The sequence below is a fragment of the Pantoea dispersa genome (assembly GCF_035783935.1).
GTDB classification, from domain to species: domain Bacteria; phylum Pseudomonadota; class Gammaproteobacteria; order Enterobacterales; family Enterobacteriaceae; genus Pantoea; species Pantoea dispersa_C.
The window spans coordinates 206,983-232,909 of sequence record NZ_JALKOV010000002.1 but is presented as its reverse complement, the minus strand read 5'-3'; the positions used below and the strand labels follow the sequence as shown (position 1 = coordinate 232,909).

27 protein-coding genes are annotated in these 25,927 nt (G+C 59.2%); 16 read left to right on the top strand and 11 right to left on the bottom strand.

Translation table 11 applies throughout. The features are described 5' to 3' along the window. Positions 1 to 8 precede the first annotated feature (8 nt). Positions 9 to 809: an inositol monophosphatase family protein gene (locus MXF20_RS05925; protein ID WP_325968199.1), complete on the top strand. Its 801-nt coding sequence runs from the start codon at positions 9 to 11 to the stop codon at positions 807 to 809. Between the two features lie 113 nt (positions 810 to 922). On the opposite strand, the gene MXF20_RS05920 is transcribed toward MXF20_RS05925, so the two are convergent. Further along, positions 923 to 1,561 (bottom strand): LysE family translocator, encoded by a 639-nt coding sequence (locus tag MXF20_RS05920; RefSeq protein WP_325968198.1) that lies wholly within the window; start codon positions 1,559 to 1,561, stop codon positions 923 to 925. A 373-nt stretch (positions 1,562 to 1,934) separates the two neighbouring features. On the opposite strand from MXF20_RS05920, the gene MXF20_RS05915 reads away from it, so the two are divergent. Then, positions 1,935 to 3,044 carry a lactonase family protein gene (locus tag MXF20_RS05915; protein ID WP_325968197.1) on the top strand — a complete coding sequence of 370 codons (1,110 nt, stop codon included), beginning with the start codon at positions 1,935 to 1,937 and terminating at the stop codon, positions 3,042 to 3,044. A gap of 8 nt (positions 3,045 to 3,052) precedes the next feature. Here MXF20_RS05915 and MXF20_RS05910 read toward each other — a convergent pair whose 3' ends face one another. Then, positions 3,053 to 3,940, bottom strand: coding sequence for an alpha/beta hydrolase (locus MXF20_RS05910; RefSeq protein WP_325968196.1), 888 nt, complete (start codon positions 3,938 to 3,940; stop codon positions 3,053 to 3,055). Positions 3,941 to 4,125: 185 nt separating this feature from the next. On the opposite strand from MXF20_RS05910, the gene MXF20_RS05905 reads away from it, so the two are divergent. The 7 genes from MXF20_RS05905 to MXF20_RS05875 all read left to right on the top strand — a co-directional run bounded on the left by MXF20_RS05905 (position 4,126) and on the right by MXF20_RS05875 (position 12,222). Further along, complete coding sequence (locus tag MXF20_RS05905) at positions 4,126 to 5,553, top strand: hypothetical protein (RefSeq protein WP_325968195.1); 1,428 nt, start codon at positions 4,126 to 4,128, stop codon at positions 5,551 to 5,553. A 338-nt stretch (positions 5,554 to 5,891) separates the two neighbouring features. Continuing rightward, complete coding sequence (locus MXF20_RS05900) at positions 5,892 to 7,097, top strand: SfnB family sulfur acquisition oxidoreductase (protein ID WP_325968194.1); 1,206 nt, start codon at positions 5,892 to 5,894, stop codon at positions 7,095 to 7,097. Between the two features lie 9 nt (positions 7,098 to 7,106). Further along, on the top strand, positions 7,107 to 8,309 hold the full coding sequence (locus MXF20_RS05895) for an SfnB family sulfur acquisition oxidoreductase (protein ID WP_325968473.1): 1,203 nt from the start codon (positions 7,107 to 7,109) through the stop codon (positions 8,307 to 8,309). Continuing rightward, complete coding sequence (locus MXF20_RS05890) at positions 8,306 to 9,667, top strand: LLM class flavin-dependent oxidoreductase (protein WP_325968192.1); 1,362 nt, start codon at positions 8,306 to 8,308, stop codon at positions 9,665 to 9,667. Before MXF20_RS05895 ends, MXF20_RS05890 begins: the two co-directional genes overlap by 4 nt. 20 nt (positions 9,668 to 9,687) lie before the next feature. Then, positions 9,688 to 10,488 (top strand): MetQ/NlpA family ABC transporter substrate-binding protein, encoded by an 801-nt coding sequence (locus MXF20_RS05885; protein ID WP_325968191.1) that lies wholly within the window; start codon positions 9,688 to 9,690, stop codon positions 10,486 to 10,488. Between the two features lie 2 nt (positions 10,489 to 10,490). Beyond that, on the top strand, positions 10,491 to 11,588 hold the full coding sequence (locus MXF20_RS05880; RefSeq protein WP_325968190.1) for a methionine ABC transporter ATP-binding protein: 1,098 nt from the start codon (positions 10,491 to 10,493) through the stop codon (positions 11,586 to 11,588). After that, positions 11,572 to 12,222 carry a methionine ABC transporter permease gene (locus MXF20_RS05875; RefSeq protein WP_021508962.1) on the top strand — a complete coding sequence of 217 codons (651 nt, stop codon included), beginning with the start codon at positions 11,572 to 11,574 and terminating at the stop codon, positions 12,220 to 12,222. Before MXF20_RS05880 ends, MXF20_RS05875 begins: the two co-directional genes overlap by 17 nt. 7 nt (positions 12,223 to 12,229) lie before the next feature. On the opposite strand, the gene MXF20_RS05870 is transcribed toward MXF20_RS05875, so the two are convergent. Continuing rightward, positions 12,230 to 13,132 (bottom strand): LysR family transcriptional regulator, encoded by a 903-nt coding sequence (locus MXF20_RS05870; RefSeq protein ID WP_058759045.1) that lies wholly within the window; start codon positions 13,130 to 13,132, stop codon positions 12,230 to 12,232. 100 nt (positions 13,133 to 13,232) lie between these two features. Here MXF20_RS05870 and MXF20_RS05865 point away from each other — a divergent pair, with 100 nt between their 5' ends. Then, complete coding sequence (locus MXF20_RS05865; RefSeq protein WP_325968187.1) at positions 13,233 to 14,297, top strand: SDR family oxidoreductase; 1,065 nt, start codon at positions 13,233 to 13,235, stop codon at positions 14,295 to 14,297. A gap of 18 nt (positions 14,298 to 14,315) precedes the next feature. On the opposite strand, the gene MXF20_RS05860 is transcribed toward MXF20_RS05865, so the two are convergent. From MXF20_RS05860 to MXF20_RS05845, 4 genes are read right to left on the bottom strand one after another with little or no spacing between them, the layout of a single operon-like run. Next, a complete protein-coding gene (locus MXF20_RS05860; RefSeq protein WP_325968185.1) occupies positions 14,316 to 14,945 on the bottom strand; it encodes an NrsF family protein in 630 nt (209 codons plus the stop codon). Further along, positions 14,938 to 15,489, bottom strand: a complete 552-nt coding sequence (locus MXF20_RS05855; protein ID WP_325968184.1) for a sigma-70 family RNA polymerase sigma factor — start codon at positions 15,487 to 15,489, stop codon at positions 14,938 to 14,940. The genes MXF20_RS05860 and MXF20_RS05855 overlap by 8 nt, the downstream gene beginning before the upstream one ends. A gap of 17 nt (positions 15,490 to 15,506) precedes the next feature. Next, on the bottom strand, positions 15,507 to 16,736 hold the full coding sequence (locus MXF20_RS05850; RefSeq protein ID WP_325968183.1) for a protein-disulfide reductase DsbD family protein: 1,230 nt from the start codon (positions 16,734 to 16,736) through the stop codon (positions 15,507 to 15,509). A gap of 14 nt (positions 16,737 to 16,750) precedes the next feature. After that, positions 16,751 to 17,317 (bottom strand): peroxiredoxin, encoded by a 567-nt coding sequence (locus MXF20_RS05845; protein WP_325968181.1) that lies wholly within the window; start codon positions 17,315 to 17,317, stop codon positions 16,751 to 16,753. Between the two features lie 184 nt (positions 17,318 to 17,501). Between MXF20_RS05845 and MXF20_RS05840 the strand changes: the two genes are divergently transcribed. After that, entirely contained in the window at positions 17,502 to 17,657 is a 156-nt protein-coding gene (locus MXF20_RS05840; RefSeq protein WP_325968180.1) for a hypothetical protein, read from the top strand. Position 17,658: 1 nt separating this feature from the next. On the opposite strand, the gene MXF20_RS05835 is transcribed toward MXF20_RS05840, so the two are convergent. Next, complete coding sequence (locus MXF20_RS05835) at positions 17,659 to 18,321, bottom strand: TetR/AcrR family transcriptional regulator (RefSeq protein ID WP_325968179.1); 663 nt, start codon at positions 18,319 to 18,321, stop codon at positions 17,659 to 17,661. Positions 18,322 to 18,399: 78 nt separating this feature from the next. Between MXF20_RS05835 and MXF20_RS05830 the strand changes: the two genes are divergently transcribed. From MXF20_RS05830 to MXF20_RS05810, 5 genes are all read left to right on the top strand, one after another. After that, on the top strand, positions 18,400 to 19,917 hold the full coding sequence (locus MXF20_RS05830) for an MDR family MFS transporter (RefSeq protein WP_325968178.1): 1,518 nt from the start codon (positions 18,400 to 18,402) through the stop codon (positions 19,915 to 19,917). Positions 19,918 to 20,176: 259 nt separating this feature from the next. Then, the gene (locus MXF20_RS05825; RefSeq protein ID WP_325968177.1) at positions 20,177 to 20,728 is read left to right on the top strand and encodes a C40 family peptidase; all 552 of its coding nucleotides are present in this window, start codon (positions 20,177 to 20,179) and stop codon (positions 20,726 to 20,728) included. Positions 20,729 to 21,060: 332 nt separating this feature from the next. Further along, complete coding sequence (locus MXF20_RS05820; RefSeq protein ID WP_325968176.1) at positions 21,061 to 21,276, top strand: YdgH/BhsA/McbA-like domain containing protein; 216 nt, start codon at positions 21,061 to 21,063, stop codon at positions 21,274 to 21,276. A gap of 142 nt (positions 21,277 to 21,418) precedes the next feature. After that, positions 21,419 to 21,577 carry a hypothetical protein gene (locus tag MXF20_RS05815; protein ID WP_325968174.1) on the top strand — a complete coding sequence of 53 codons (159 nt, stop codon included), beginning with the start codon at positions 21,419 to 21,421 and terminating at the stop codon, positions 21,575 to 21,577. 114 nt (positions 21,578 to 21,691) lie between these two features. Further along, complete coding sequence (locus MXF20_RS05810; RefSeq protein ID WP_058770290.1) at positions 21,692 to 21,907, top strand: YdgH/BhsA/McbA-like domain containing protein; 216 nt, start codon at positions 21,692 to 21,694, stop codon at positions 21,905 to 21,907. A 352-nt stretch (positions 21,908 to 22,259) separates the two neighbouring features. Here the strand turns inward: MXF20_RS05810 and MXF20_RS05805 are convergent, their stop codons facing one another. From MXF20_RS05805 to MXF20_RS05795, 3 genes are all read right to left on the bottom strand, one after another. Next, on the bottom strand, positions 22,260 to 22,538 hold the full coding sequence (locus tag MXF20_RS05805) for a hypothetical protein (protein ID WP_325968173.1): 279 nt from the start codon (positions 22,536 to 22,538) through the stop codon (positions 22,260 to 22,262). Positions 22,539 to 22,713: 175 nt separating this feature from the next. Then, a complete protein-coding gene (locus MXF20_RS05800; RefSeq protein WP_325968172.1) occupies positions 22,714 to 24,651 on the bottom strand; it encodes a MacB family efflux pump subunit in 1,938 nt (645 codons plus the stop codon). Continuing rightward, on the bottom strand, positions 24,648 to 25,775 hold the full coding sequence (locus tag MXF20_RS05795; RefSeq protein WP_418936832.1) for an efflux RND transporter periplasmic adaptor subunit: 1,128 nt from the start codon (positions 25,773 to 25,775) through the stop codon (positions 24,648 to 24,650). Before MXF20_RS05795 ends, MXF20_RS05800 begins: the two co-directional genes overlap by 4 nt. Between the last annotated feature and the right edge of the window lie 152 nt (positions 25,776 to 25,927).

Here is a 25,927-nt window from a genome sequence, read left to right as displayed (position 1 = left end):
GATAACGCATGAGTGATACGAAAAACGACGCGCTGCAGTCGCGTCTGCTGCTTGCCGAGCGCGTAGCGCGGGCGGGCGGTGAAAAGGCGCTGGCCTATTTCAATCAGCGTGACACGCTGGTGGTGGAGACCAAACACGACCTGCAGGATGTGGTCTCACGCGCTGATCGCGAAGTGGAACAGATGATCGACCAGCAGATTCGCGCCAGTTTTGCCGATGACGGTTTTCTTGGTGAAGAATACGGCCTGCAGCCGGGTACGTCGGGCTATACCTGGGTGGTCGACCCGATTGATGGCACCAGCCCGTTCCTCAACGGTATGCCAAACTGGTGTGTTTCGGTGGCGGTGCTGCATGACGGCGTGCCGGTGATTGGCGTGATCTACGCACCAACTTATCAGGAGTGCTACGTCGCCGCGCTCGGCCAGGGCGCAACGCTGAATGGCCGGCGTTTACAGGTCGATCCGTCACGCACCCTGCAAAATCACGTGACCGGCTTTGGTGCCAATAGCTATGTCAGCCCGGAAGAGGTGGGCCGGCTGCTGGCGTCGCTGCTGGCAGCGGGCGGCAACTTTATTCGTATCGGTTCTGGTGCGCTGATGCTGGCGTGGGTGGCGGCCGGACGCGTGGTGGGCTATTTCGAACCCTACATGCACGCGTGGGATTGCCTGGCCGGTTACTGTCTGGTGAAAGAGGCCGGCGGCTGGTATCACCCGTTTAACACCGAGGGCGACCGGCTGTTGAAAGGCGCGCAGGTGCTGGCGGTGGCGCCGGGCGCGCAGGCGGAACTGCGGCGCATCGCCGGGGTTTGACAGGCGCATTCCAGCGCAGCGCGGCGTTTTCCTGGTCGCCATGGAGGGCGGCCTTACAACGCTTGCGCTGTCGTAACGGGATAATCGGTGATTTTTAACGATTCCGTGGTGACTTAAACCGCCACGAACTCGCGGTATCCCGACCAAATCACATACACCGCGAAATAACAGAAAATCAGCGCTGAGGCGAGATAGGAATATTTCAGCAGGCGTTCGCCCAGCAGCTTGCCGCCCATGCTGCCGATCAGGCAGATCACACAGGTCCACACTACGCCGGCGAGGAAAAACCCGCTGAGAAACCACGAGGTTGCACCGGCATCGCTGTGGCCGATGCGCGCTATCAGCGCGCCGCCCACGCTGGCGAACCACAGAATCGCGGTCGGGGACGACATCGCCAGCACGATGCCGCGTCGGAATTCGCGCAGCAGTGAACGATAAGGCTGGGCTTCAGCCGCGGGAATATCGATTTTTTTGGCCAGCGCGGCGTAAAGCATTTTAGCGGCAAACCACAACAGCAAGATGCCGCCGCCAATCCATAGCAACCAGCGTACCGGCGTAAACTGCAGCACCACCGCCATGCCAGCCATCGCCAGCAAGGCGTAAATTAAATCGCCCACGCAAGTGCCCATGCCCAGCCAGAAACCGTGCAGATAACCGCGCTGCATTGCCAGCGTCAGCATGGCAATGTTGGCGAGTCCGATATCCAGACACAGCGATAAACTCAATAAAAACCCATTAGAAAACGGCAGCATAACGTCGTGACCATCCCTGAGACCGGTAAAGGAAAGATTAAAGCATGCGTGCCGGGGCTTTTTACACTGCTGCCTGCCATCCATAACCAAACGCTATGACCCGGCCGCAAAGGCACAATTAAATAAACCGATTTGTGAAGCCGATCGGCCTGCACAGTTTTGCGCTGAGGGAATCCCACTATATTCGTTAACGAGGCGTTAACAACGCCCGTTTCAACACAAAAAAATCAATCTGGTTGGGGCGCAGGCCCGTGAAAATTCCGATTATGGTGGAAAGACAATGAGTGGATACCCAAAACCGGCAACAGGCGGTTTAGCAACAAACTTAACCGTGGCAATATCACTGGCTCTAATGACGCTGGCGGGGAGTGCTATGGCGCAGAACACGGAACATCATCAAACAGCATTGGTCGGCACCTGGACCAGTATTCCGGATGCCCCTGCGGTGCAAAAGCCGGATCGACCCAGTGAAGGTTTGTATCGCATGCAGGTTAACAGCGACGGGACGCTCAAGCCGCTGGAGGTGATTAAGATGAAAAGCCCGTCGTGGATCGTTAAATCACGCGATGGACACTTTGCTTATACCACCAATGAAGAGAATGCCGGTGCCGTTACCGCGCTGGCGATCGATAAACAGGGCGCAGTGCGGGTGCTGAATCAGGTCGACAGCCACGGTGAGCAGCCCACGCACGCGACGCTCAGTCCGGACGGCAAATTTCTGTTTGTCGCCAACTATTCGGTGGCGAAAGGCGGAGCCGGGATAACGGTGTTTCCCATTGCGTCAGACGGCAAGCTGGGCGAACAGGTGCAGCATTTCGCGTTTAGCGCGGGCAGCGGCGTGGTGAAAGATCGTCAGGATGGCGGCCATGCGCACTCCACCACCTTTACCCACGATGGCCGCTATCTGTATGCCGCCGATCTCGGTGACGACAAACTGCACGCCTATCGCTATCACGCGGATCGGCGAGAGCCGCTGCAGGCGGATACCAGCCGTGACGTGAGCTTTGCGCCAGGTGCGGGTCCGCGTCACATGGTGTTCTCCGCCGACGGTAAACACGCTTACGTGATCACTGAAATGGCCGGCGAAATCGTGGTGTTCCGCGTCACTGACGACCGGCTGGTACGGCAGGCACAGGTGCCGCTGAATACGCAAAACAGCAGCGCCGCTTACAAAAGCGGTGGCGGCATCATTCTCAGCCCACAGGGTAAATTCCTGATTGCCGCCAACCGCGGTTCTGACAATCATCTGCTGGTGTTTAAGATCGCCGCCGATGGCAGCCTGACAGATCCTCAGCGCTATGCCGCCGACGGGATTGAGCCGCGCGCGCTGGCGTTTGATAACAGCGGTAAACATCTTTATGTCACCAACGTGTTTACCAACACCATTACGCTGTTTGATTTTGATGCGCACAGCGGCAAGCTGAGCGCGCGCGGTGTGGCGGCGAAGCTGGCGACGCCAACCGACATCAAATTCTTTAACTAAGCGTCCATTCAGTTATCCGGTGCGCGTGACGGCGCACCGTCTTCCGCCATGGCCGACAGCGCGCTTTCCAGCGAGGCCGGAAACATCTGGCCGTGACTCAGCCCGGGAAACAGCTGATAGCGAGCCGCCAAACCTTTCTCCTGCATGCCGTCGAGGGTGGCGCGAATCCGGCTCAGCGTATCTATGACACCGGGCCGTGACTCGCCGTTGCCCTCCAGCAGCACCAGCTGCTTATGCTTAAACGATGCGGGCGTCACCGCCGCCAGCTGCTGCAACAGCGTGGCGTCACCGCGCAGGGACGGACTGGCGGCAAAATAGCGCTGGAAGAAAGCGGAGGTTAAGTAGCTGTCGAGCACAAACAGTCCGCCATAAGAGTGGCCCCACAGTGCACGTTGCTGTGGATTGATCGGCAGATGCTGTTCGGCACGCGGTGCGATAGTCTGTTCCAGCAGCTGACGGAATGCGGCGCTGCCGCCAGCCGGTCTGCCACGACGATCCTGCACCTGCTGCGGCGGGGTGTAATCCAGCGTGCGCGCAGCGAGATCGAACGGCAGCGGGGTTTGATAGCCTACCGCCACCAGCACCGGCGCATTGCCTGCCGCCAGTTTCTGCAACAGCGCTTCGCTCAGATGGTTCATCACCGCGTTGCCATCCAGCATATACAGCGCCGCGTAACCGGTGGCCGGTGCCGGTATACGTGGCACCGCCGTCCACACCTTGTAGTGGCGCTGGCCGTCAGCGGAATCAAAGGTGTTAACAGTGAAGCGATACCAGGCCGAGCCTTTGTCGGCAATATTGGGTCCGAGCGGCGTCATATCAGGCCGGGCGAAACTGACAGCGGGGCCGAGCAGCAGGCTCAGCAGGGTGAACAGCGGAATGAAAATACGATGACTCATGGCGCTTCCTTTATCACTGGCGACTCAATCACTTCCGTGTAACCGCGAAAGCGTTCCACAGATTAGTGATAATGATTATTAATTTCAATAACCATTTGGGCAGCGCTACGCGGGGTGCTGCAGCGTAAAGATTTCGTCAGGATCGCCGATAACGTAGCGGTAACGTGCCAACGAGGATAGTCAGGATGATTAACGGTATTGGACCGGGCAGTTTCTCTTCGCTTCATCTCAGCAGCGCCAGCGCGCGCGTGACCAGCAGCACGGCAGCCAACGCCACCCGGCAAAATAGCCTGACGGCAGACGCCTCGGCCAAAGTCACCTTCAGTGAAGCCACCGACGCCATCTCCGCCGTATACCAGATGACGCCGGCGCGCGTCACCGCCAGCAGTCACGTCTCATCTGATCTGCAGACGCAGGCCATCGGTGCGCTGCGCAGCACCGGCGTTAGCATGAACGGCATTGGCAGCGCGCTGCTGAGCGCACTGACGCAGCAGCGTGACGATGTCACCATCAGCGTACCGGCCAGCGGCGGTGCGCCAGAGAATACTCAAAGCGCAATGGCGCTGGAGATTACCACGCGGTCCGGCGTGAGTGTGAGCCTGCAGATGACCCGGCAGCAGGATGGCGTCGCGCTAGAGCTGAAAACCACCAACGGTAAGCTGAGCGATGACGAAGCGGCGGCGATAGCTAAACTCTCCGGCGCGCTGCAAAAGACGCTGAGCGGGCTGGATGACGGCAACGGTAAACTGGATGTCGGCGATCTGCTCAGTTTTGACAGCAACCAGCTGGCCAGCGTTGATCTGAAAACCGACCTGCGCCGCGACGGCGAAGTTATCCAGTCGCTAAACCTGCATGCCGACAACAGCGCGCGCTGGCTGGGTTTCCATAACGCCGACGCCAGTTTCAAACTGACGACGGACATGCGCAGCCTGGCGCAGGCCAGCAACGCCGGTCAGCAGCAGAGCGCGCTGGCGCAGTGGAGCGCGAAATTTGATCAGGCCGCTTCGCGCGGTCACGGCGATCGCGCGGCGCTGGCGCTGTTTAAGCAGGGTTTTGAGTCCTTAAACAGCACCAGCACCGCGGCCGGCGTGGCGATGCGCACCCCGCAGTCGATCACCATAGGCGCACACGCGGCACAGGCCGGTGCCATCAGCGGTCTGGCCGATTTCTCGGCCAGCTATCACCAGACGGCGCGCTCCAGCAATCCGCTGAAGCCGGAAGAGGAAGATACCTTCGCTCTCGACGTGGCGCAGCGCAGCAGCCAGCAGAAGAACGGCGATACGCATCGCATGACGCAGGAAACGCTGTTTCAGCTGAACGCCAGTTTTCATACCGCGCTGAACGCCGGTACGCCGCTGGCGCTGAGTGAAGACAAAGCGTCACAGAATTACCACTACCATCAAATCCACGATGAGACGCGCAGCACCACAGAGGTGACGCAGGATGCGCAGGGCAATCTCACCGCCCGGTTTGCGCAGCAGCTGACCCAGCAGGAAACGGTGAAGACCTATCAGCTGGCGAAGCTGATCGACAGCAGCAGCACACCGCACAGTGAAAAGAGTGCATGGACGCGCCACTATTCCCCGGCGATGTATCTGGCGCAGGCGGAATAACACGTTGACATAATGCCCCCTTTATTGCGCCAGCCTATGGCGCAATAAAATAATCATGTTATTTATCACTATCGATAGCGAAATTAATACTTAAGATAATTCGCCATCATGATTCCGCGTCATAATCCCGTATCTCCGCGCCCGCTAACGTCTTCTTATCCCTGATAAATTCTTTAGTCTATTTCTGCATGCCGTTTGCCGGATATAGCATAACCGCGCTCTTTACCGCTGTTATTCCCGCTGCTTATCATCGCGCTCAATCTGTTATTACGTTGCGGCTCTCTGCCCGGAGCAGAATGAGTCTATAAATCACAGCAAAATAAAAAGTGAATCAAGCGATGACGCAAATCAGGGCTAAACAACTTCAGCGCGCGGCGGTGATCACGTCTGACGCGGCGGCAATCGACGCCGCCCGCCATCTGGCGGAGCAGGCAAAGGCCGGCGCAGTAGAGCGCGATCAACAGCGCATCTACCCGCGTGAACTGCTCAATCAGTTCACCCAGCTGGGACTGGGTAGTATTAGCGTGCCGCGTCAGTTTGGCGGCGGCGGTCTGTCGTTTGCCACCGTGGCGGAAGTGTTCCGCCTGATCGCCGCCAGCGATCCTTCGCTCGGTCAGATTCCGCAAAACCATTTCGGGCTGATTCAGTTCATTCTCGGTGAAGGCAACGCGCAACAGCAGCAGCGCCTGCTCAGCGCGGTGGCAGAGGGCCAGCGGCTCGGCAACGGCGGTCCGGAAAAGAACAGCAAACACACGCGTGATGTGCAGGCGCAGCTGGTGTCGGGCCCGGAGGGGTTACGGCTCAGCGGTGAAAAGTTTTATTCCACCGGTGCACTGTTTGCCGACATTCTGGTGACCACCGCGCAGCAGGAGGGTCAGCCGGTGATGGCGTTCATTTCGCTGCCGGCGGCGGGTGTTGAGATTATCGATGACTGGTCGGGCATCGGTCAGCGCACCACCGCCAGCGGCACGGTGAAGCTGCAGCAGGTGGCGGTCGACCCCGCGCTGACCATCGCGCTACCTTCTCCCGATAAGCCCACGCTGCGCGGTGCCGTATCGCAGCTGATTCAGGCCGCGATTGACGCCGGGATCGCGCAGGGCGCGCTGGATGAGGCACTGGCGTTTATTCACAGCAGCTCGCGTCCGTGGGTGGATGCGGGCGTCAGCCGCAACGCTGATGATCCTTACATTCTCGCCGATGTCGGGCGCATCAGCACCGAACTGAGCGCCGCCAACGCGCTGCTGGTGCGCGCGGCGCGCGTACTCGACAGCATCGAGCCGCACGCGCTTACCGCTGCGCACTGCGCGCGTGCCTCCATCGCGGTTGCAGAAGCTAAAGTGCTGACCACCGAAATTGCCCTGAAGGCCAGTGAAAAGCTGCTGGAGTGGAGCGGCAGCCGCGGCACATTGCTGCAACACGGGCTGGATCGCCACTGGCGCAACGCGCGTACCCATACGCTGCACGATCCGGTGCGCTGGAAAACACACGCCATCGGCAACTATTACCTCAATGATGTTCTGCCCGCGCGTCATGCGTGGATTTAAGGAGCGATGATGACGCAGGTTTTCGCTAAACAGCCGGCAGCACGTATTCGCAGTGCGCAGCAGGCCCTGCAGGTGGCACAGGAACTGGCGGACCGCTTTCGCAGCGGCGCCGCGCAGCGCGATCGGCAGCGTGAGCTGCCGCATGCTGAACTTCAGCACTATTTCCAGTCCGGTTTAGGCGCTATTACCGTGCCGCGCGCGTGGGGCGGCATTGCGATCTCCAGTGCGGAACTGGCGCAGATTTTTGTCATTCTCAGCGCTGCCGATGCATCAATCGGTCAGGTGCCGCAAAATCACTTTTACGCGCTGGAAGTGCTGCGCGTTAACGGCAGCGATGCCCAGCAGCAGCGGCTGTACAGCGAAGTGCTGGCGGGCGCTCACTATGGCAACGCGCTGGCGGAGTTCGGCTCTGCGGCAGCGCATCAGCGCACCACCGCCTTCAGCCAGACCGCCAGCGGGCTGCGCCTCAACGGCGACAAATTTTACTGCACCGGCGCGCTGTTTGCCGATCGCATCCCGACGCTGGCCATCGCCGATGACGGTAAAGAGCAGCTGGTGTTTGTGCCGCGCCATCAGCCGGGCGTGACGGTGATTGATGACTGGAGCGGTTTCGGCCAGCGCACCACCGGCAGCGGCAGCGTGCAGTTTCGTGAGGTAGCGATCGCGCCGGACGATGTGGTGCCGTTTCACAGCGCGTTTGCGCGGCCAACCACCGTCGGCCCTTTTGCCCAGATTATGCATGCGGCCATCGACCAGGGCATTGCCCGCGCGGCCTTCAACGACATGCTGGTCTTCGTGCAGCAGCGCGCGCGGCCGTGGCCGGACAGCGGCGTCGAGCGAGCCTGTGACGATCCGCTGACGCTGGATCGCACCGGGCGGCTCGCCGCACGGCTCAGCGCCGGTGATGCGTTGCTGGAAGTCGCCGGAGAGGCGATTGATGCTGCCCAGCGCAACCCGAGCGCTGAACAGGTCGCGCGGGCATCGGTTGACGTGGCGAAAGCACGAGCCTGGACCACCGAGGTGGCGCTGGAAGCCGGCAACCTGCTGTTTGAGCTGGGCGGATCGCGCGCCAGCCTGCGCGAACACAACCTCGATCGGCACTGGCGCAACGCGCGCACCCACACGCTGCATGACCCGGTACGCTGGAAATATCCGGTCATTGGCAACTATCTGCTTAACGGTGTGCTGCCGCCGCGCCGGGGTACGCTATGAGCCGCAAACAGATTTTGCTCAATGCCTTTAACATGAACTGCGTGGGGCATATTCATCACGGCATGTGGACCCATCCGCAGGATCGCTCGGTGGAGTTCAATTCGCTGGCGTACTGGCTGGATTTAGCGCGCCTGCTGGAGCGCGGCCTGTTCGACGGACTGTTTATCGCCGACATTCTCGGCGTTTACGATGTCTATCAGCAGGGTATCGGCCTGACGGCGCGGGAGTCCATTCAGCTGCCGGTTAACGATCCGCTGATGCTGATTTCCGGCATGGCCAGCGTGACGCAGCATCTGGGTTTTGGCGTGACCGCCAACCTGAGTTACGAAGCCCCGTATCCGTTTGCCCGCCGCCTGTCGACGCTCGACCATCTGACCAACGGCCGCATCGGCTGGAACATCGTGACCGGCTATCTCGACAGCGCGGCGCGCGCCATGGGGCAGCAGCAACTGCTGGCGCACGATCGGCGCTACGACCAGGCCGATGAGTTTCTCGATGTCACTTATCAGCTGTGGGAAGGCAGCTGGCAGGACGATGCGCTGCTGGCCGACAAACAGCGCCGGCTGTATGCCGACGCGCAGAAGATTCACGCGATCAATCATCAGGGCGAATTTTATCAGGTGCAGGGCTATCACCTGAGCAGTCCTTCACCGCAGCGCACGCCACTGCTGTTCCAGGCCGGCTCATCCGCGCGCGGCGTGGCGTTTGCCGCACGTCACGCCGAGTGCAGTTTCGTGAATGCCAGTTCGCCGGCGGCGCTGCGCGAGCAGGCGCAGCGTCTGCGTCACGCGGCGGTGGCAGCGGGACGCCAGGCGGACGACCTACGCATCTTTATGGGCGTCAGCGTGATCGTCGCCGCCAGCGAACGCGAAGCGCAGGAGAAGCACCGCAGCTATCTGGAATACGCCAGTGCCGAAGCGGGCATTGCGCACTTCTCCAGCTCAATTGGCGTCGATCTCGCCGCGTTTGGCCTCGATGAACCGATTCACAGCGGCGACACGCGCGCCATTGAATCGGTGAGCAAAGCCTATAACGGCTGGACGCGTCGTCGCCTGCTGGAGCAGCACGCGCTCGGCAGCCGCTACCCGGTGATTGTCGGCAACCCGTCTCAGGTCGCCGACCAGCTGATTCGCTGGATTGATGAAGGCGACATCGACGGCTTCAATCTGACGCGCATCCTGAATCCGCAAAGCTACCGCGATTTTATCGAGCTGGTGGTGCCGGAACTGCAGCAGCGCGGCCGCTTTAAAACCGCTTATCAGCCGGGATCGCTGCGGCAGAAAATTTTTCAGCAGCAGGATCGTCTGCCCGCGCGCCATCCGGCTGCGCGCTGGCGGCCTGTGGCCGGTGTTCGTTAATTTAACCTCAGGGAATCAGGATGAAATTTGCCTCAATGGTGGCGCTGAGCGCCGCAATCTTAACCGCCAGCGCGTTTGCCGCCGGTGACTACAGCGGTGCACTTAAAGTCGGTACCACGGCGGCTTTCGCACCGCCGCTGGAAACCGCGGTAGCCGAAGCGAAAAAGCAGGGACTGCAGGTCGAGCTGGTGGAGTTCACCGACTGGACCGCGCCAAACGTCAGCGTGGAAAATGGCGACATTGACGTCAACCTGTTCCAGCATAAGCCGTTTCTGGACAATGCCAACCGCGAGGGCGGTTTCCATCTGGTGCCGTATGCGCCCGCGATCATTAATAACATCGGGCTCTATTCGAAGAAGCACACGGCAATCGATCAGATTCCGGACGGCGGCACGGTGGCGATTGCCAATGACCCGATTAACGGTGCGCGCGGATTGCTGCTGCTGCAAAAAGCGCAGCTGATAACGTTGAAACCGGGCAGCGGGCTGAAATCCACCGTGGATGATATCGCCAGCAATCCCAAGCACCTGAAAATCATTGAAGTGGAGGCGGTGCAACTGTCGCGCTCACTGGATGAAGTCGACCTGGCGCAGGGCTATCCGCACTATCTGCGCCTGTCGAAGACTATCGATCCCAACAAGGCGCTGCTGTTTGATGGCCTCGAACATCCGGAGTATGTGATTCAGTTCGTGATTCGTGACGGACATCAGGACGATCCGCGTCTCAAACAGTTTGTTGAGATCTATCAGCACTCGCCGGTGGTGCGCGCGAAGCTGGATGAATTCTACGGCAAGCTGTATCAGCCAGGCTGGAGTCACTAATCATGGTCAGCCTGACTTTTCCTGGTGAGCAGGCGGCGCTGCACAGCACGACCTCGGGCGCGGGCCGGGCGCATGTGCAGATCCGCGGGCTGAGCAAACGCTATGACGGCCAGTCGCAGGATGCGCTGAAGCACATCGACCTGCAGGTTAAACGCGGCGAGATTTTTGGCATCATTGGCCGCAGCGGCGCGGGCAAGTCAACGCTGATCCGTTGCCTCAACCGGCTGGAAAATCCGACGCAGGGTGCGGTGGTGATTGACGGTATCGATCTCAGTTCGCTGAGTGACAGCCAACTGGTGCAGTGGCGTCGGCGCACCGGCATGATTTTCCAGCACTTCAATTTGCTGTCCGCCAAAACGGTGCGGCAAAACATTGAGCTGCCGATGACGGTGGCCGGCGTGCCAGCGGCGCAGCGGCGGCGCAAAGTGGATGAGCTGCTGGCGCTGGTCGGGCTGGAGGCGCGCCAGCATGCCTGGCCGGCGCAGCTCTCCGGCGGGCAGAAGCAGCGCGTCGGCATTGCGCGCGCGCTGGTGCACGATCCGGAACTGCTGCTGTGCGATGAGGCAACCTCGGCGCTGGATCCGGAAACCACGCGCGCCATCCTCGCGCTGCTGAAAAAAATCAATCAGCAGCGCCATATCACTATTGTGCTGATCACCCATGAGATGGACGTGGTGCACGACCTGTGTCACCAGGTGGCGGTCATCGATCAGGGTGAAATCATTGAGCGCGGTCCGGTGTGGCAGGTTTACAGCGATCCGCAGCATGAGACGACGCGGCAGTTGCTTAATCCGCAATTCGGCGCGCTGCCTGAGGCCATCCAGCCGCTGCTGACGCCGCAACGTCAGGACGTGGACTCGCGTTTGCTGGTGCGGCTGCGCTACAGCGGGCAGGGCACGCAACCGGATCTGGCGGCGATCAGCGCACAGGTCAGCGGCGAGCTGACGCTACTGTATAGCGCGGTTGAATGGGTCGATCGCAAACCCACCGGCCAGCTGTTACTGCTGCTGAATGCCCGGCACGACGCGCCGGCAGCCCTTGCCGCGCTTCATCCGCTGGCGGACCAACTGGAGGTTGCAGGTTATGTCACTGGCTATTGATCGTTTATGGCAGGGGTTGCTGGATACGCTGCTGATGGTCGGCGTGTCGTCGCTGCTGGCACTGCTGATCGGTTTACCGATGGCGGTGATTCTGGTGGTGACCGGGCGCGGCGATCTGTTCCCTAATCCGCTGCTCAACCGGCTGCTGGGCTGGCTGGTGAACCTGTTTCGCTCGATTCCGTTTTTGATTCTGATGGTGGCGCTGATCCCGTTTACCCGCTGGATTGTCGGCACCACCTATGGCGTGTGGGCGGCCGTGGTGCCGCTGACGCTGGCGGCGACGCCGTTTTTTGCCCGCATCGCGGAGGTAAGCCTGCGCGAAGTGGACAAAGGGCTGACGGAAGCGGCGCAGGCGATGGGTTTTCAGCGCTGGCATATTGTCTGGCACGTGCTGCTGCCGGAAGCGCGGCCCGGCATCGTCAGCGGTTTTACCATTACGCTGGTGACGATGATTAATGCCTCGGCGATGGCCGGTGCGATTGGTGCCGGCGGGCTGGGCGATCTGGCTTATCGTTACGGCTACCAGCGCTTCGATATGCAGGTCATGCTCACGGTAATCGTGGTGCTGGTGGCGCTGGTCACGCTGCTGCAACTGTGTGGCGACCGGCTGTCGCGCCGCCTGAATCATCGCTAAAGGCCTTTTACCTGATCTGCAGGCCGTCAAGCGCCGCCAGCAGCGCGTCGACCTTCGGCAGCAGCTGTTTGCGCCGCGGCCAAATTACCGACAGCGGCAGGCCATCCGGCTGCTGCTGCGGCACTATCACTTCCAGCGCGCCGCTCGCCAGCGCGTCACGCACCAGCCATGACGGCATCTGCGCCACCCCAAGCCCCGCACACAGCGCCTGCATTTGTGCATCCACGTCGCCCAGCGCCATGCGCGAAGGCACCTGACGCCAGTGCGGGTGGCCATCCTCCGTGGTGAACAGCCATGGCTTGGTGCTGCCGTCAACGCGCTCGTACAGAATCGCCCGATGCTGCAGCAACTCACTCTCGCTGGTCGGTCTGCCTGCGCGCGCCAGATAGTCCGGCGCGGCGCAAAACACCATCCGCTCGCGGCCCATCGGCCGGTAGCCGAGCGAGGCGGGCAGATCGGGCGAACCGCCGATGCGCACCGCGACATCAATACCCTCATCAAACAGATCAATAAAGCGGTCGGAAAAGGTCAGGCTGAGTTCCACATCCGGATGCTGCTGACAGAACGGAATCAGCAGCGGCATCACGCCGAGCCGGCCATAGGTATTCGGCACTGCCAGCCGCAATCGCCCGGAAGGAATGGTGCGCTGCGCCGCCAGTACCGCTTCGGCTTCCGCCAGCTCCTCCATAATGCGCAGGCAGGTCTGGTAATAGGCGCTGCCGGCGTCGGTGAGCGTCAGGCTGCGGGTGGTGCGCTCCAGCAGGCGTGAGCCGAGCCGCGCTTCCAGCCGCGTCACGCTTTTGCTGATGGCGGAACCGGTCAGGTGCAGACGCTCAGCGGCAGCGGCAAAACTGCCGCTTTCGACACTGGCGACAAAAGGAACGATGTCTTTCAGACGCTGATCGTGCATGTATTAGTGAATCCAGTTCATGAATGATGTGAATTAATGCCACGGCTAAGAATTTAATTCTCTATTACGCTAAGGATAACTGCAACAGAGGAGATTCGACATGCAAAAGCAGGCGTTAATTGTGGGTATCAGTGGCGTGATTGGCCGGGCGCTGGCGGAAAAACTGCAGCAGGAAGGCTGGCAGGTGACTGGTTTGTCGCGCGGGCGCGGTGCCATCCCGGAGGGTTGCCGCAGCCTGACCGCCGATCTGACCGATGCCGACGCGGTGCGCGCCGCGCTGGCGCAGGAAAAACCGGATGCGCTGTTCTTTAGCGTCTGGTCGCGTCAGGCCAATGAAAAAGAGAACATCCGCGTTAACGGCGGCATGGTACGGAACGTGATCGAAGCGCTCGGCGAGCGGCTCAACGGCGCACATGTGGCGCTGGTGACCGGGCTGAAGCACTATCTTGGTCCGTTCGAAGCTTACGGCAAAGGTGCGGTACCGGTGACGCCGTTCCGCGAAGAGCAGGGACGTCAGCCGGTCGACAATTTTTATTACGCGCAGGAAGACGAAGTGTTTGCTGGCGCAGAGAAATACGGTTACCGCTGGAGCGTGCACCGTCCGCATACCATCATCGGCTATGCGCTGGGTAACGCCATGAACATGGGCCAGACGCTGGCGGTTTACGCCACGCTGTGCCGTGAAAAAGGCTGGCCGTTCATCTTTCCCGGCTCGCCGCAGCAGTGGAACGGTCTGGCCGATGTCACCGAAGCGGGTTTACTGGCGGAACAGCTGCTGTGGGCGACCTCCGCTGAGGGCGCTGCTAATCAGGACTTCAACGCGGTGAACGGCGATGTATTCCGCTGGAACTGGCTGTGGCCGCGGCTGGCAGACTATTTCGGCCTCGAAGCCGCCGACTATCCGGCGCAGATGATGCCGCTGGAAGGGCGCATGCAGGAAGCCGCTGATGCCTGGCGTGACATTGCCGCGCGCCATCAGCTGCACGAGGCAGACATTAATAAGCTGGCGTCGTGGTGGCACACCGATGCGGATTTAGGACGGCCGATGGAGGCGTTTACGGATATGAGTAAGAGCCGCAAAGCGGGCTTTACCGGCTATCGCGCCACGCTGGATTCCTTCACCCAGCTGTTCGATCGGCTGCGTGCGGAACGCATCATTCCCTGACGTCTGCGGCGGATGGCGTTAGTCGATCCGCACCCAGCGCCGGCCAAGCAGCACGGTCAGTACGATAATGCAGGCAATCGCCGCCAGATGCTGCAGCAAATCTAGCGCATGCAGATGCACCGGATGACAAAACGCCAGCAGGCTCAGTGCCATGCAGGCAACGCCCAGTCCAGCCAGCGCCAGGCTGCGGGTCGGATAGAGCGCCCGCGTGCGGCGCAGGCTGGCAATGGTCAGCAGCAGCATCGGCACACTCACCACCAGCAGGAAAACAAAGCACGGCAGCGTGTCGTGCTCCTGCACCGGCGCGGCCGTCTGCAGCAGACTGCTGGCGCTCAATCCCAGCCACAGCAAGCCCGGCGGTAACAGCAGTTTTGCGCTGATGCCGCGCCGGCCAGCAATGCTGAGGTTTAAGGCGCTACGCATCGCCAGCAGCCCAAGCATAAACGCCAGCATCAGTTGCAGCGCTGCCTGTATCGCGCCCGCCTGCGACCAGTCGGTCAGGGTGCGCGGCACCAGCAGACTGGCTGCAATGCCCGCTGGCAGCGCCAGCGCCAGCCAGACCAGCAGGCGCTTACCGGTCGCCGCCGGCCGTTTTACCGGGCGTAAATCGCGCCCCAGTTTTTCAATCAGCAAATGATGGTCAGTCATGGTTTGCTCCAAAGCGGCGCAGGTTGATGAGCGCCCGGTGCAGCAGTGATTTCACTGCCGATACGCTGAGATTGTTATGGGCGGCCGCTTCGCTCAGGCTCATTTCGCGCAGATGAACATGCTCGACGATTTCGCGCTGGCGCAGCGGCAGCTGGTTAAGATAACCCGCCAGTTCCTGCTGGGTATCAAGCCGTTGCTGTTCGCGGCTGCTGGCAGGATCGACAGCCTGGACGTCGTCAAGCGCGCAGTGCTGCTGACGACCGCGGCGGCGCAGGGCATCGATGGCGCGTGCCGAGACGATTGCCGTCAGCCACGGTAAAAAGGGGTAAGCGGGATCGTAGGTATGGCGTACGCGATGCAAGGTGAGCAGCACATCCTGAATCACATCTTCGGTCAAGGCCTCATCGCTCAGCTGACGCCGCACCTGCGCGCGGATCACCGGCACCAGCGCCCGCAGCAGCCGGGTATAGGCACACTGATCCCCGGCCTGCGCCCGTTCCATCAGCCCGGGCCAGTTGTCACGTGCGCTATCGCCTGTATGCATACGCTACCTTGTTGCCGTTACGCCTTCTTCGCTGCTGCCTGGTTTAACGCATCCACCACGATGCCCGGCGTCAGCACCTGCGGCAGCACTTTGGGTGGTCCGCCGTCTGCCGGATACACCAGGTACATGGGTAAACCGCCCTGACCAAATTCACTCATCACGTCATCAACATCCGGGTTAAATTTAGTCGAGTCTGCCACCATGTACAGCGTACCGGTTTTCGCCAGCGCGGCTTTAACCGCCTGGGTCGACAGCGAGGTTTTCTCATTCACCTGGCAGGTTATGCACCATGACGCGGTGAAGTCGACAAAAATGGCTTTGCCATGGCCACGCTGAGCGGCCACCGCCTGCGGCGTCCATGTCTGTTTGCTGACCTGCGCCTGCACATCGCCCTGCAGCGCGGCGCCTGGTTTGATCAGCCCCGGCAGCGGCGCGATCACCGCAATCAGCAGTATTGCCGTGACGCTGAACAGGGCTTTATGCCCTTTACCGGCAAAGCGGCGCTGCTGCGCCATGCCGTACAGCCAGCCGGCAAACGCCAGCACCACCGAGGCGGCCAGCATCACAGCCAGCGCGCTGCTGCCCGCCTGCTGGGCCAGAATCCATACCAGCCACGCCCAGGCACCGAGCATCGGAAAGGCCAGTCCGCGCTTGAGGATGTCCATCCAGACGCCGGGGCGCGGTAAAAATCGTGCCAGCGGCGGAAACAGCGACAGCAGAGTAAACGGCGCGGCAAAGCCGAGCGCCAGCGCGAAGAAAATGACCAGCGCCACTGCAGGCGGCTGCACCAGCGCGTAGCCGATGGCGCTGGCCATAAACGGTGCGGCGCAGGGCGTGGCAACGATGATTGCCAGCGCACCGGTCAGGGCGGAACGCAGAAACGCGCCGCGCTGGATATCGATGGCCCCGACGCGCTGCACCGACAGGCCCACCTCAAATACGCCAAGCAGATTGAGTGCGGCAGCCAGGATCACCAGCGACAGCAAAGCGATCACCAGCGGCGACTGCAGCTGAAAACCCCAGCCGACCGCCGCGCCGCCCGCGCGCGCCGCCAGCAGGATGCCAGCCAGCGCCATCATGGTCACCAGCACGCCAAGCAGGAAGCCGAGGCCTTCGCGGCGCGCGCTGGCGGCGTGGCTTTGATGGCGTAACAGCCCCAGCGCTTTCAGCGAAATCACCGGAAAGACGCACGGCATGAGGTTGAGGATGATACCGCCTAAAAAGGCGGCCAGCATCGCGGTTAACATGGCTGGCCTCTCACTTACTGCGCTTGCGGATGGGCAGCGTCATAGGCTTTGACGGCGGCCAGCGCTTTTTCGATATGGGTATCCGGATTTCTGTCGGTGTGGCTCAGTAAGATGTTGCCGTCAGGGGCAATCACATACGAGGTGCGGTCGGACAGGGTTTTGCCTTTTATCTGCATCAGCGTTTTGTACTCGGCGGCCACTTTGGCGCCCGGATCGGCAGCCACGGCGAATTTGTCACGGCACTCCAGCTTAGAAAAATCGCTGATCTGTTCGGTGTTACCGGCGGTGACGCCAATCACCGTGGCGCCCATTTTCTGGAAATTATCGGAGGCTTCGGCGAAGTCATGCGCCTCAATGGTACAACCTGCGCTGAAGGCGGCCGGGAAGAAATACAGTACCACCGGCCCTTTTTGCAGCGCCTGCTGCAGCGAGAAGGTGATCGGCTTGCCGCCAAGCGCACCCTGTAGCGTAAAGTCAGGTGCTTTTTCTCCGATCGGCAGCGCCGCGCTGGCGCTAAACACGGCGAGACTCAGCGTGGTGCCAAGGGTGAGGGTAGCGATAAGATGCCTGATAGTTGTCATGATTTGCTCCTGCGGTGAAAGAGGTCCGGTTAGGGTGATGCTTTCAGACAGTTCGCCGCAGTGAGTAAAAAGTTGCGCAGGTGGCAAAAAAAAGTGAGGACAGATCCCTTTTTACCGTTTGGTTTATTTATTCCTGGCGTTAAATCCTTACAATAATCACCTGATGTTTTTACAGGTTTTAGATATGTCTTCCACACCGTGCGATAAACAAAACAGTGAAACCCATGAGCTGCTGGCTGCTCTGGAACAGCAAATAGCCGAGCCTGCGCCCCGCGTGCAGCCAGTGCCGGAAGATTTCTGGCAGCAACTGGAGACGCTGACCCACGGCGACGACGCCTGACTCAGTTGTGCGGCTGAATACCGTGGCACACCATGCTGAGGGTGTGCTGCAGAATCATTTCAGTATCAAAGCCCGGTTCGTGGGCGAAGCGGGTGAAAGGCACCAGCACCATGCTGAGAATCGACGTCATCAGCACATCCACGTTGAGCTGATTATTCAGTAATCCCTGCTGCTGCCAGCCAGTCAGGCGTGCGCGGATACGTTCTCGTCCGGCATGACCGTGCCGGTGTTTCAGCGTGCCGCCCAGACCCTGGCCGCTGGCAACTTCCTGCAGCCACAGTGGTGCAAACCAGTCGTGGCTGAGCACAATATCGGCAAACTCACGAATGAATCCGCTGATGGTAGTAACAGGGTCACGGCTTTCATCCTCAAACTGCGCTTCTAGTCTGCGGCGCAACGGCAGAAAGCGCTCCTCCACCACCACATCCAGCAACGACTCCCGCGACTGAAAATAGTAATTCAGCATTGCCGGGCTCACACCTGCTTTGCGGGCAATGGCGTTGAGCGAGGTTTCGGCAATACCGTTTTGCGCATACAGCGCCAGCGTAATGTCGAGCAGATGCTCACGCTGTTGGGCATTAATCGCGCCGCCGCGTGGCCGGCCTGGCCGGCGGGGTTTATCTGAAGGAGCCGTTTCGCTCTCCCTCGCATTTTGTGCGGTCATCTTTACGCGCTCACTTGTGTCGTGTCAGACTTCGATCAATATTAATTGTGCATTTAATTAATTTCAAACGGTGTCGTTATGAAACCTCAATCTATCACATCGCAGCATGACAGCGGGGCAACCAGCCCGCCTTCCATTCGCCTGCTGATGGGCGCGCTGATGCTGGTCATGCTGCTGTCCGCGCTTGACCAGACCATTGTCTCGACCGCGCTGCCGACCATCGTCGGCGAACTTGGCGGGCTCGATCGACTGTCGTGGATTGTCACCGCGTATATGCTGGCCTCGACGCTTGTGGTTCCGCTGTACGGCAAATTTGGCGATCTGTTTGGGCGTAAGACGGTGCTGCAGATCGCGGTGGTGCTGTTTTTGCTGGGCTCGGCCCTGTGCGGACTGGCGCAAAATATGCTACAGCTGATCTTTACCCGTGCGCTGCAGGGACTGGGCGGCGGCGGCTTGATGGTGGTGAGCATGGCGGCGGTCGCGGATGTCATTCCGCCCGCTCAGCGCGGCAAATATCAGGGCCTGTTTGGCGGTGTGTTTGGTCTGGCCACGGTGATTGGGCCGCTGCTGGGCGGCTTTATCGTGCAGCACATGTCGTGGCGCTGGATTTTCTACATCAATCTGCCGCTGGGCCTGCTGGCGCTGCTGATCATTAATGCGGTGTTTAAAACCGACAACCGGCGTAAACCGCATGAAATCGACTATCCCGGTGCGGTGTTTCTTTCCCTGGCGCTGGTGGGCGTGACGCTATTTACCAGCGAAGGCGGCACGTTGCGCGACTGGTCAGATCCCCAGCTGTGGTGCATTCTGGCGATGGGGCTGGTTGGCGTGATGGGCTTTATCTATGAGGAGCGGCGCGCGTGGGAGCCGATCATCCCGCTTAATCTGTTCCGCAACCGCAGCTTTTCGCTTGCCAGCCTGATGGCGTTTATCATCGGCATGGCGCTGTTTGGCAGCGTGACGTTTTTGCCGCTTTATCTGCAGGTGGTAAAAAACGCCACGCCCACCGAAGCCGGGCTACAGCTGTTACCGCTGATGGGCGGGCTGCTGGTCACCTCGATTATCAGCGGTCGTCTGATTAGCCGCAGCGGTAAATATCGCCTGTTCCCCATCGCCGGAACGCTGCTGGCTACGCTGGGCATGGCGCTGATGACCACGCTGACGCTGGATGCGCCGCTCTGGCACCTATATCTGTTCTCCAGCGTGCTCGGCATGGGAATGGGCATGACCATGCAGGTGCTGGTGCTGGCGGTGCAAAATGCGGTGACGCCCGATCGTGTCGGCGTGGCGACTTCATCGGTCACGCTGTTTCGCTCGGTCGGCGGTTCGATCGGCGTTGCGCTATTTGGTGCCGTGTTCAGCCATGTGCTGAAATCTGGCATAACCCGGCTGGTGGAGCAGGGTAACGTGCTGCCGGCTTCACTTGATCCCGTCGCCGTACACCAGCTACCTGCCGCGTTGAAGCAGGCTTATTTGCGGGTGTTCAGCGATGCGGTGCATGCCGCATTTCAGATGGCCGCCGGTGTGATGTTGCTGGCCTTTATCTTGTCTCTGCTGTTGCCGGAGTCGCCGCTGCGCGATAAGGCAGATAAATAAGCCTTTCAATTATTCTGCAGCGGGCCAGCCGGCCAGGCTGCGGAGTAAAAATTAAACGCCTTTTGCCGGATAATTATGCTTTGCCGTCGCCACACGGCGAAGAATATAGATTTCTATCATAAATACATGACGTTACCTTTCTGTAAACTTAGGTAAAAATAGTGAAGACAGCAAGAATTCAGGCGCAGAGGCTTTATTTCTGTCACTTCTTTACGGTATAAATCTTCTATTCCCGTTACCCACAGTGAAACGTCTTCTTATGATCGATTCTGCGGCCCGCAATCTGCTTGCCTGCCTGGTAATGTTTGCCCTGGCGGGTTGCTCGTCTCACTCTTCGCCTGCACCCGCGCCAGAAAGCGTCGATAATGCGCAGGACGGCGGTAAGCAGCCGGATTTAATTCCGGTGATTGCCGCACTGCACGATCAAATGCACTCCTGGGAAGGCACCAAATATCAGTGGGGCGGCACGCAATTATCCGGCGTGGACTGTTCCGGATTTGTCTGGCGCACCTTAAAAGATCGCTTCAATATTCCTATGGATCGTGTCACGACGCGCGAATTGATTGCTATGGGCAGGCCGGTCGATCAGGCGCATTTGCAGCCGGGCGATTTAGTGTTTTTCCGCATCAAACATGAGCTGCACGTTGGCTTCTATGACACCGATCGCCAGTTCCTGCATGCTTCGGTCAGCCAGGGGGTGATGCGCTCATCACTGAATAATCCGTACTGGAAGTCGGTATATTTAGAAGCCCGGCGATTACCGCGCGAACAGAACTCACAGATCAGTTTCAATTACAAAAATAAGGTCTGAAGCCGTCACCCAATCCCCTGACGATTCCACGCAGCGGCGCGATGTATCTCGCGCCATGCCTTTGTCCCGCCTTCCACAACGCACAGTATTTCCCGTCTGAGCTGCCATTTATCCTTCACTGGCAGGGCCGTTTTAAACGCTTTGTGCCGCACTGCACAGGGTAAAATAAACTTATCCCACTGATTTTTAATAACTAAATTCGATGCTGGTGATTAACAATTAGTGCGATCATAGTACTCGCACTAATTATCAATTTTGTAATAGTAATCATGGTTATTATTATCCCCATCGAAGGCACAGCGCCTTCTCATCAAACCCTAAGGAATACGACCATGAAAACCATCAAAACACTGACCATCGCCGCCGCCGCCGCACTTTCTCTGATGTCTGCTGCCAGCTTCGCGCAAACCGTTTCTGCGACTTCAACCACGCTTGACGGTGCTGAAGCAAAAATCGCGGCGCAAGCCCAGCAGCAGGGCGCCCAGTACAAAATTCTGGAAGCCAGCAACAACAACCTGGTGCACATGACCGCTGAACTGTACAAATAACGGATGGTTGCACAGGGATGTGCCAGGACGGGTCGCCTCACGGCGGCCTTTTTTGTCGTTCAGCAAATGTCGATTCGCATGAGCAATTTTACCGGGCCGATGCCTGATGCCCGGCGAATCCGGTCTGGCAGGAGAATGCACCATGCAGAATAATTCTGACGTTACCCGGCAGGCGCTGGCTTTTGCGGATGCGCTGCGCACCCAGCGACATGCTCACGTGCCGGTGATTCGCTTTGCTCACTGGCCGCAGTTTATTGCGACGGTACGCGCCGAACTGGCCCAATCCGGCCGGGAGTTATGATTAGCAAGATCACGATAACCGCACTAATTATCAATAAAGATATAGTAACCTGAGTTATTATTATTTCCATCGAAGGCATACAGCCTTCAGCCATAACCATTAAGGAATAAGACCATGAAAACCATCAAAGCTATGTCAATTGCCGCTGTTGCCGCGCTTTCTCTGATGTCTGCTGCCAGCTTTGCCCAGAGCGTTACCGTAACGTCTTCAACGCTGGATGGTGCCGAAGCTAAAATCGCGGCGCAGGCTCAGGAGCAGGGCGCTCAGTACAAAATTACTGAAGCCAACACCAATAACCGCGTACACATGACCGCTGAACTGTACAACTAAGTTCAGACAGGTTCACTGCGTTAAGGCCGCCTGCGGGCGGCTTTGCTGTTTCTGGAAGAGCGTAAATCAGGGATAAGCAGCAGTCAGTCGTTCGAAATTTGAACAATACGGGTCAGCAAGCGCGGGCCGCGGGCAGGTTACGCTTATCCACAGGATAAGCCAGACTCTTTGCACGCATGTTGTGGATAACTGCTTTAATATCAAGCTGTACCGTGAAACGGCTGGCGATTATTCTGTTGTACGCTTGCCGGTTATTTTGGCAGATGTTGACCTTGCTGCGGTTTAATAAACGCGAGGTGAGTCAGTTTATTTCCCGGCCGCTGCGCGAATAACGGTTACGCAATTCCAGCGATTACTTATGCGGGTCATCGTTAAAATGACGTGAGGGAATGAGATTTTTCTCTTTATTATCCTGCGCTCTCTTCGACCGGCCTTTGTCCAGCAGGCAGTCGCGGCAGCAGGCTATTTGCGGATAGTGAATACGCGCCACCGTCAGCGCCTGCTGTACCGTGTACAGCGAGCCAATGAAGCGCCTCTCTTCCTCAAATTCCAGTACGTAGCAGCCTTTTTTATGCAATACCCAGCCAGCGTCCGGATCGTGACATAAATAAAAATAGTGCGGTTCTAACATAACTTACTCTCGGGCGTTTGATATCCAACAGATGGATAATCAGAAGTGTGTCTAAAATAGAGACGCATTCAGTCTACGCCGATGATGAGGTGCAGGGCTAATTGATTTACTGACTTTCGGAATAGACCTGAAATGACCGGACCAGCATTTTTTCATGCCGGCCCGGCTGCGGGCTTTATTCGCTCGCCAGCGCGGCGACCGGATCCATTCGTGCAGCTTTGCGCGCCGGCAGATAGCCAAATATCATGCCGATAATGGTTGAGCAGGCAAAGGCGGCACCGGCGGATTGCCAGGAGTAGATGGCGGTCAACACGCCGCCAGCCAGCAATGAGATGATCGGACCAATCACCAGCGACAACGCCACGCCGAGCGATCCGCCGACCAGACACACCAGCACCGCTTCAATCATGAACTGCTGCATGATGTCGCCGCGTCGCGCGCCTACCGCCATGCGCACGCCAATTTCGTGTGTGCGTTCGGTGACGGACACCAGCATGATGTTCATTACACCGATACTGCCGATCATGAGCGCAATCGAGGCCACCAGCAAAATCAGCAGCGTCAGCGTGGCCGCCGCACCTTCAATCGCTTTGCGGTATTTGTCGCGGTTAAACATCAGGAAATCTTTGGTGCCGTGACGCGCCGTCAGCAGCTGGGTGAGCGATTCCACCGCTGCGCCGCTCACCACATCGTCTTTGAGTTTGATGCTGATGCTGGTGAGCGCGGTCTGACCGCTGATGCGATACATCACCGTGCTCCACGGCAGCCAGACGCTGAGGCGGTTGGGCGACAGGCCGTCTTCATTATTGGCTACGCCGATGACCCGCACCGGCACCGATCCCAGCACAATCATTTTGCCGATCGGGCTCGGGCCCTGTTCGCCAAACAGCTTATTGCGCGTGTTGATATCAATGATGATTTCCTGACGCGCGTGCCGCTCATCGCTGAAATTACTGCCTTCCACCAGTTTAATGCCCTGGATGCGAAAATAGTCGACGCCCACGCCGGAGACCGAGGTTTTGGACGCGTTAGCCAGATAGCGAATCGGCTGGGTGGCAATGATCTCCGGACTGACGGCGGCGACAAATTGCTGGCGCGCAATCACATCGGCATCGGCCATCACCAGGGTTTGCACCGGATGCGCGTCGTCCTCGACAAAATCGCCGCCCGCATAGATAGAAACCACATTGGTGCCGAGCCCGGAAATGCTCTCCAGGGTTTTTTCGCGCGCGCCCTGGCCCAGCGCCACCACGGTAACGACTGCGGCGATGCCGAAGATAATACCGGTCATGGTGAGCGCGGTGCGCAGGCGGTGCGCGTTCATGGCGTTGAGCGCCATGCGTGATGATTCGCGCAGTCGATCAAGCAATCCGCGGAGCCGGTTCTGGGTTTTGCGGGGCGCGGGGGTAAAACGTGCGTTAACCACGGCGGCGGGCCTGCCGCTGTCGGCAAAAATCTCGCCGTCCTGAATCTCAATGATGCGATGCGCATGCTGCGCCACTTTCATATCGTGGGTAACGATAATCACCGTGTGACCTTCGCGGTTCAGTTCGCTGAGGATGCGCAGCACCTCTTCGCCGGAATGCGAATCAAGCGCGCCGGTGGGCTCATCGGCGAGGATAATTTCTGCCCCGTTGATCAGCGCACGCGCGATACTGACGCGCTGCTGCTGACCGCCCGACAGCTCGCCCGGCTTATGTTGCTCGCGCCCCTGTAATCCAAGCCGCGCCAGCAACTGTGCGGCGCGCTGACGGCGTGCGGTGCCGGACAGGTTGGCATAAATCGCCGGTATTTCAACGTTGCTCAGCGCGCTGAGATCCGGCATCAGGTGATAGCGCTGGAAGATAAAGCCGATGTGTTCACGCCGTACCTGCGCCAGCGCATCAGGCGCGAGCGTGGCGGTATTTTTTCCGCCAATCAGGTAATCACCGCTGTCGGGTGCATCGAGGCAGCCAAGAATATTCAGCAGCGTCGACTTTCCCGAGCCGGATGGCCCGATGATCGCCACCATTTCGCCGCTGGCAATCTGCAGATTAATGTTGTTCAGCACCTGCAAAAATTGCGCACCGTTGACGTAGCTGCGCTGAATATTGTGCAGTTCGATGATATTCACATCACCACCTTGTCCGCGCCCGGCTGCTGCGTGGCAAGGATCACTTTTTCCCCTGCGCGCAGTCCGCTCAGTACCTGGATATCGACGCTGTCGCTGATGCCGGTGGTGATGTAGCGCTGCTCTGGCTGATTATTGGAATCTGCAACCTCGACGTAAGTGCGGCCATCGTGGGCTTTTTTGGTGGCCTGCACCGGCACCAGCAGCGCGTTTTTCGCCTGGTCGCGCAGCAGATTAACCTGCGCGGTCATGGAGATGCGCAGCGCGTTGTCCGGGTTCGGCACATCGAGCAGGGCGTTGTAATACACCGCCGCGTTCGTGCTGCTGACGCTATTGCTTTCGCTGTTACCCATCAGCGCATCATCTTTCATCACCGACTCAGGGGCCAGTTCGATGCTGCGCAGCGTGGCGTTATAGCGCTTATCCGGATTGGCGAAAGTGGTGAACCACGCCTGCTGGCCGGGCTGAATATTATTGATATCCGCCTCGGAGATTTGCACCTTGATGGTCATGGTGCCGAGCTGCGCCAGTTTGGCGATGGTCGGGGCGCTCTGTACGGCGTTTACGGTCTGACCCTGCTTCGTGACGATCGCCACCACCGTGCCGTCAATTGGCGCCATGATGCGCGTGTAACCGAGATCGAGTTGCTTTTTATCCACTTCGATCTGCGCCTGAATCACCCGCGCCTGTTGTGCCGTCAGCTCTGCCTGAGCGATGCGCCACGCTTCGGCGGCGGTATCAAAATCCTGGCGGGAGACGGCGTTGGTTTTGACCATCTGCTGCAGGCGCTGAAATTGTGCCTGCTGGCGTACCAGCGTGGCCTGGCGGGTCTGCAAATCGGCCTGCGCTACGCTGAGAGCTGCCTGCGCATTACGCAGATCGCTACGCTGCGGCTGGTCATCAATCTCCGCAATCAGCTGGCCCTTGCGTACGTTATCGCCGGCTTTGATATACAGCTTTTTCACCTGGCCGGAGACCTGCGCACCGACGTTAACGCGCTCTATTGCGTCCATTTTGCCGGTGGCGGCTATCACGTTTTCGATGTCGCCCTGACGTACCGTGGCGGTCATCAGTGGATTCGGTTTGCTGCGTGTCGCCGAATAAGCCCAGAAAACCAGAATCAGCACCAGCGCGGTCAGCGCGGCAAACAGCCATTTTTTTTCATTGTATGCATCGTCGTCCCTTAAATTTAGTGAGAATAATAATCACTAAGCGGGACAAACTGGAGAAAAATTCTGCGGAATTTTGTCAACCGCAGGGTAATGCGCCATCCGTGGCG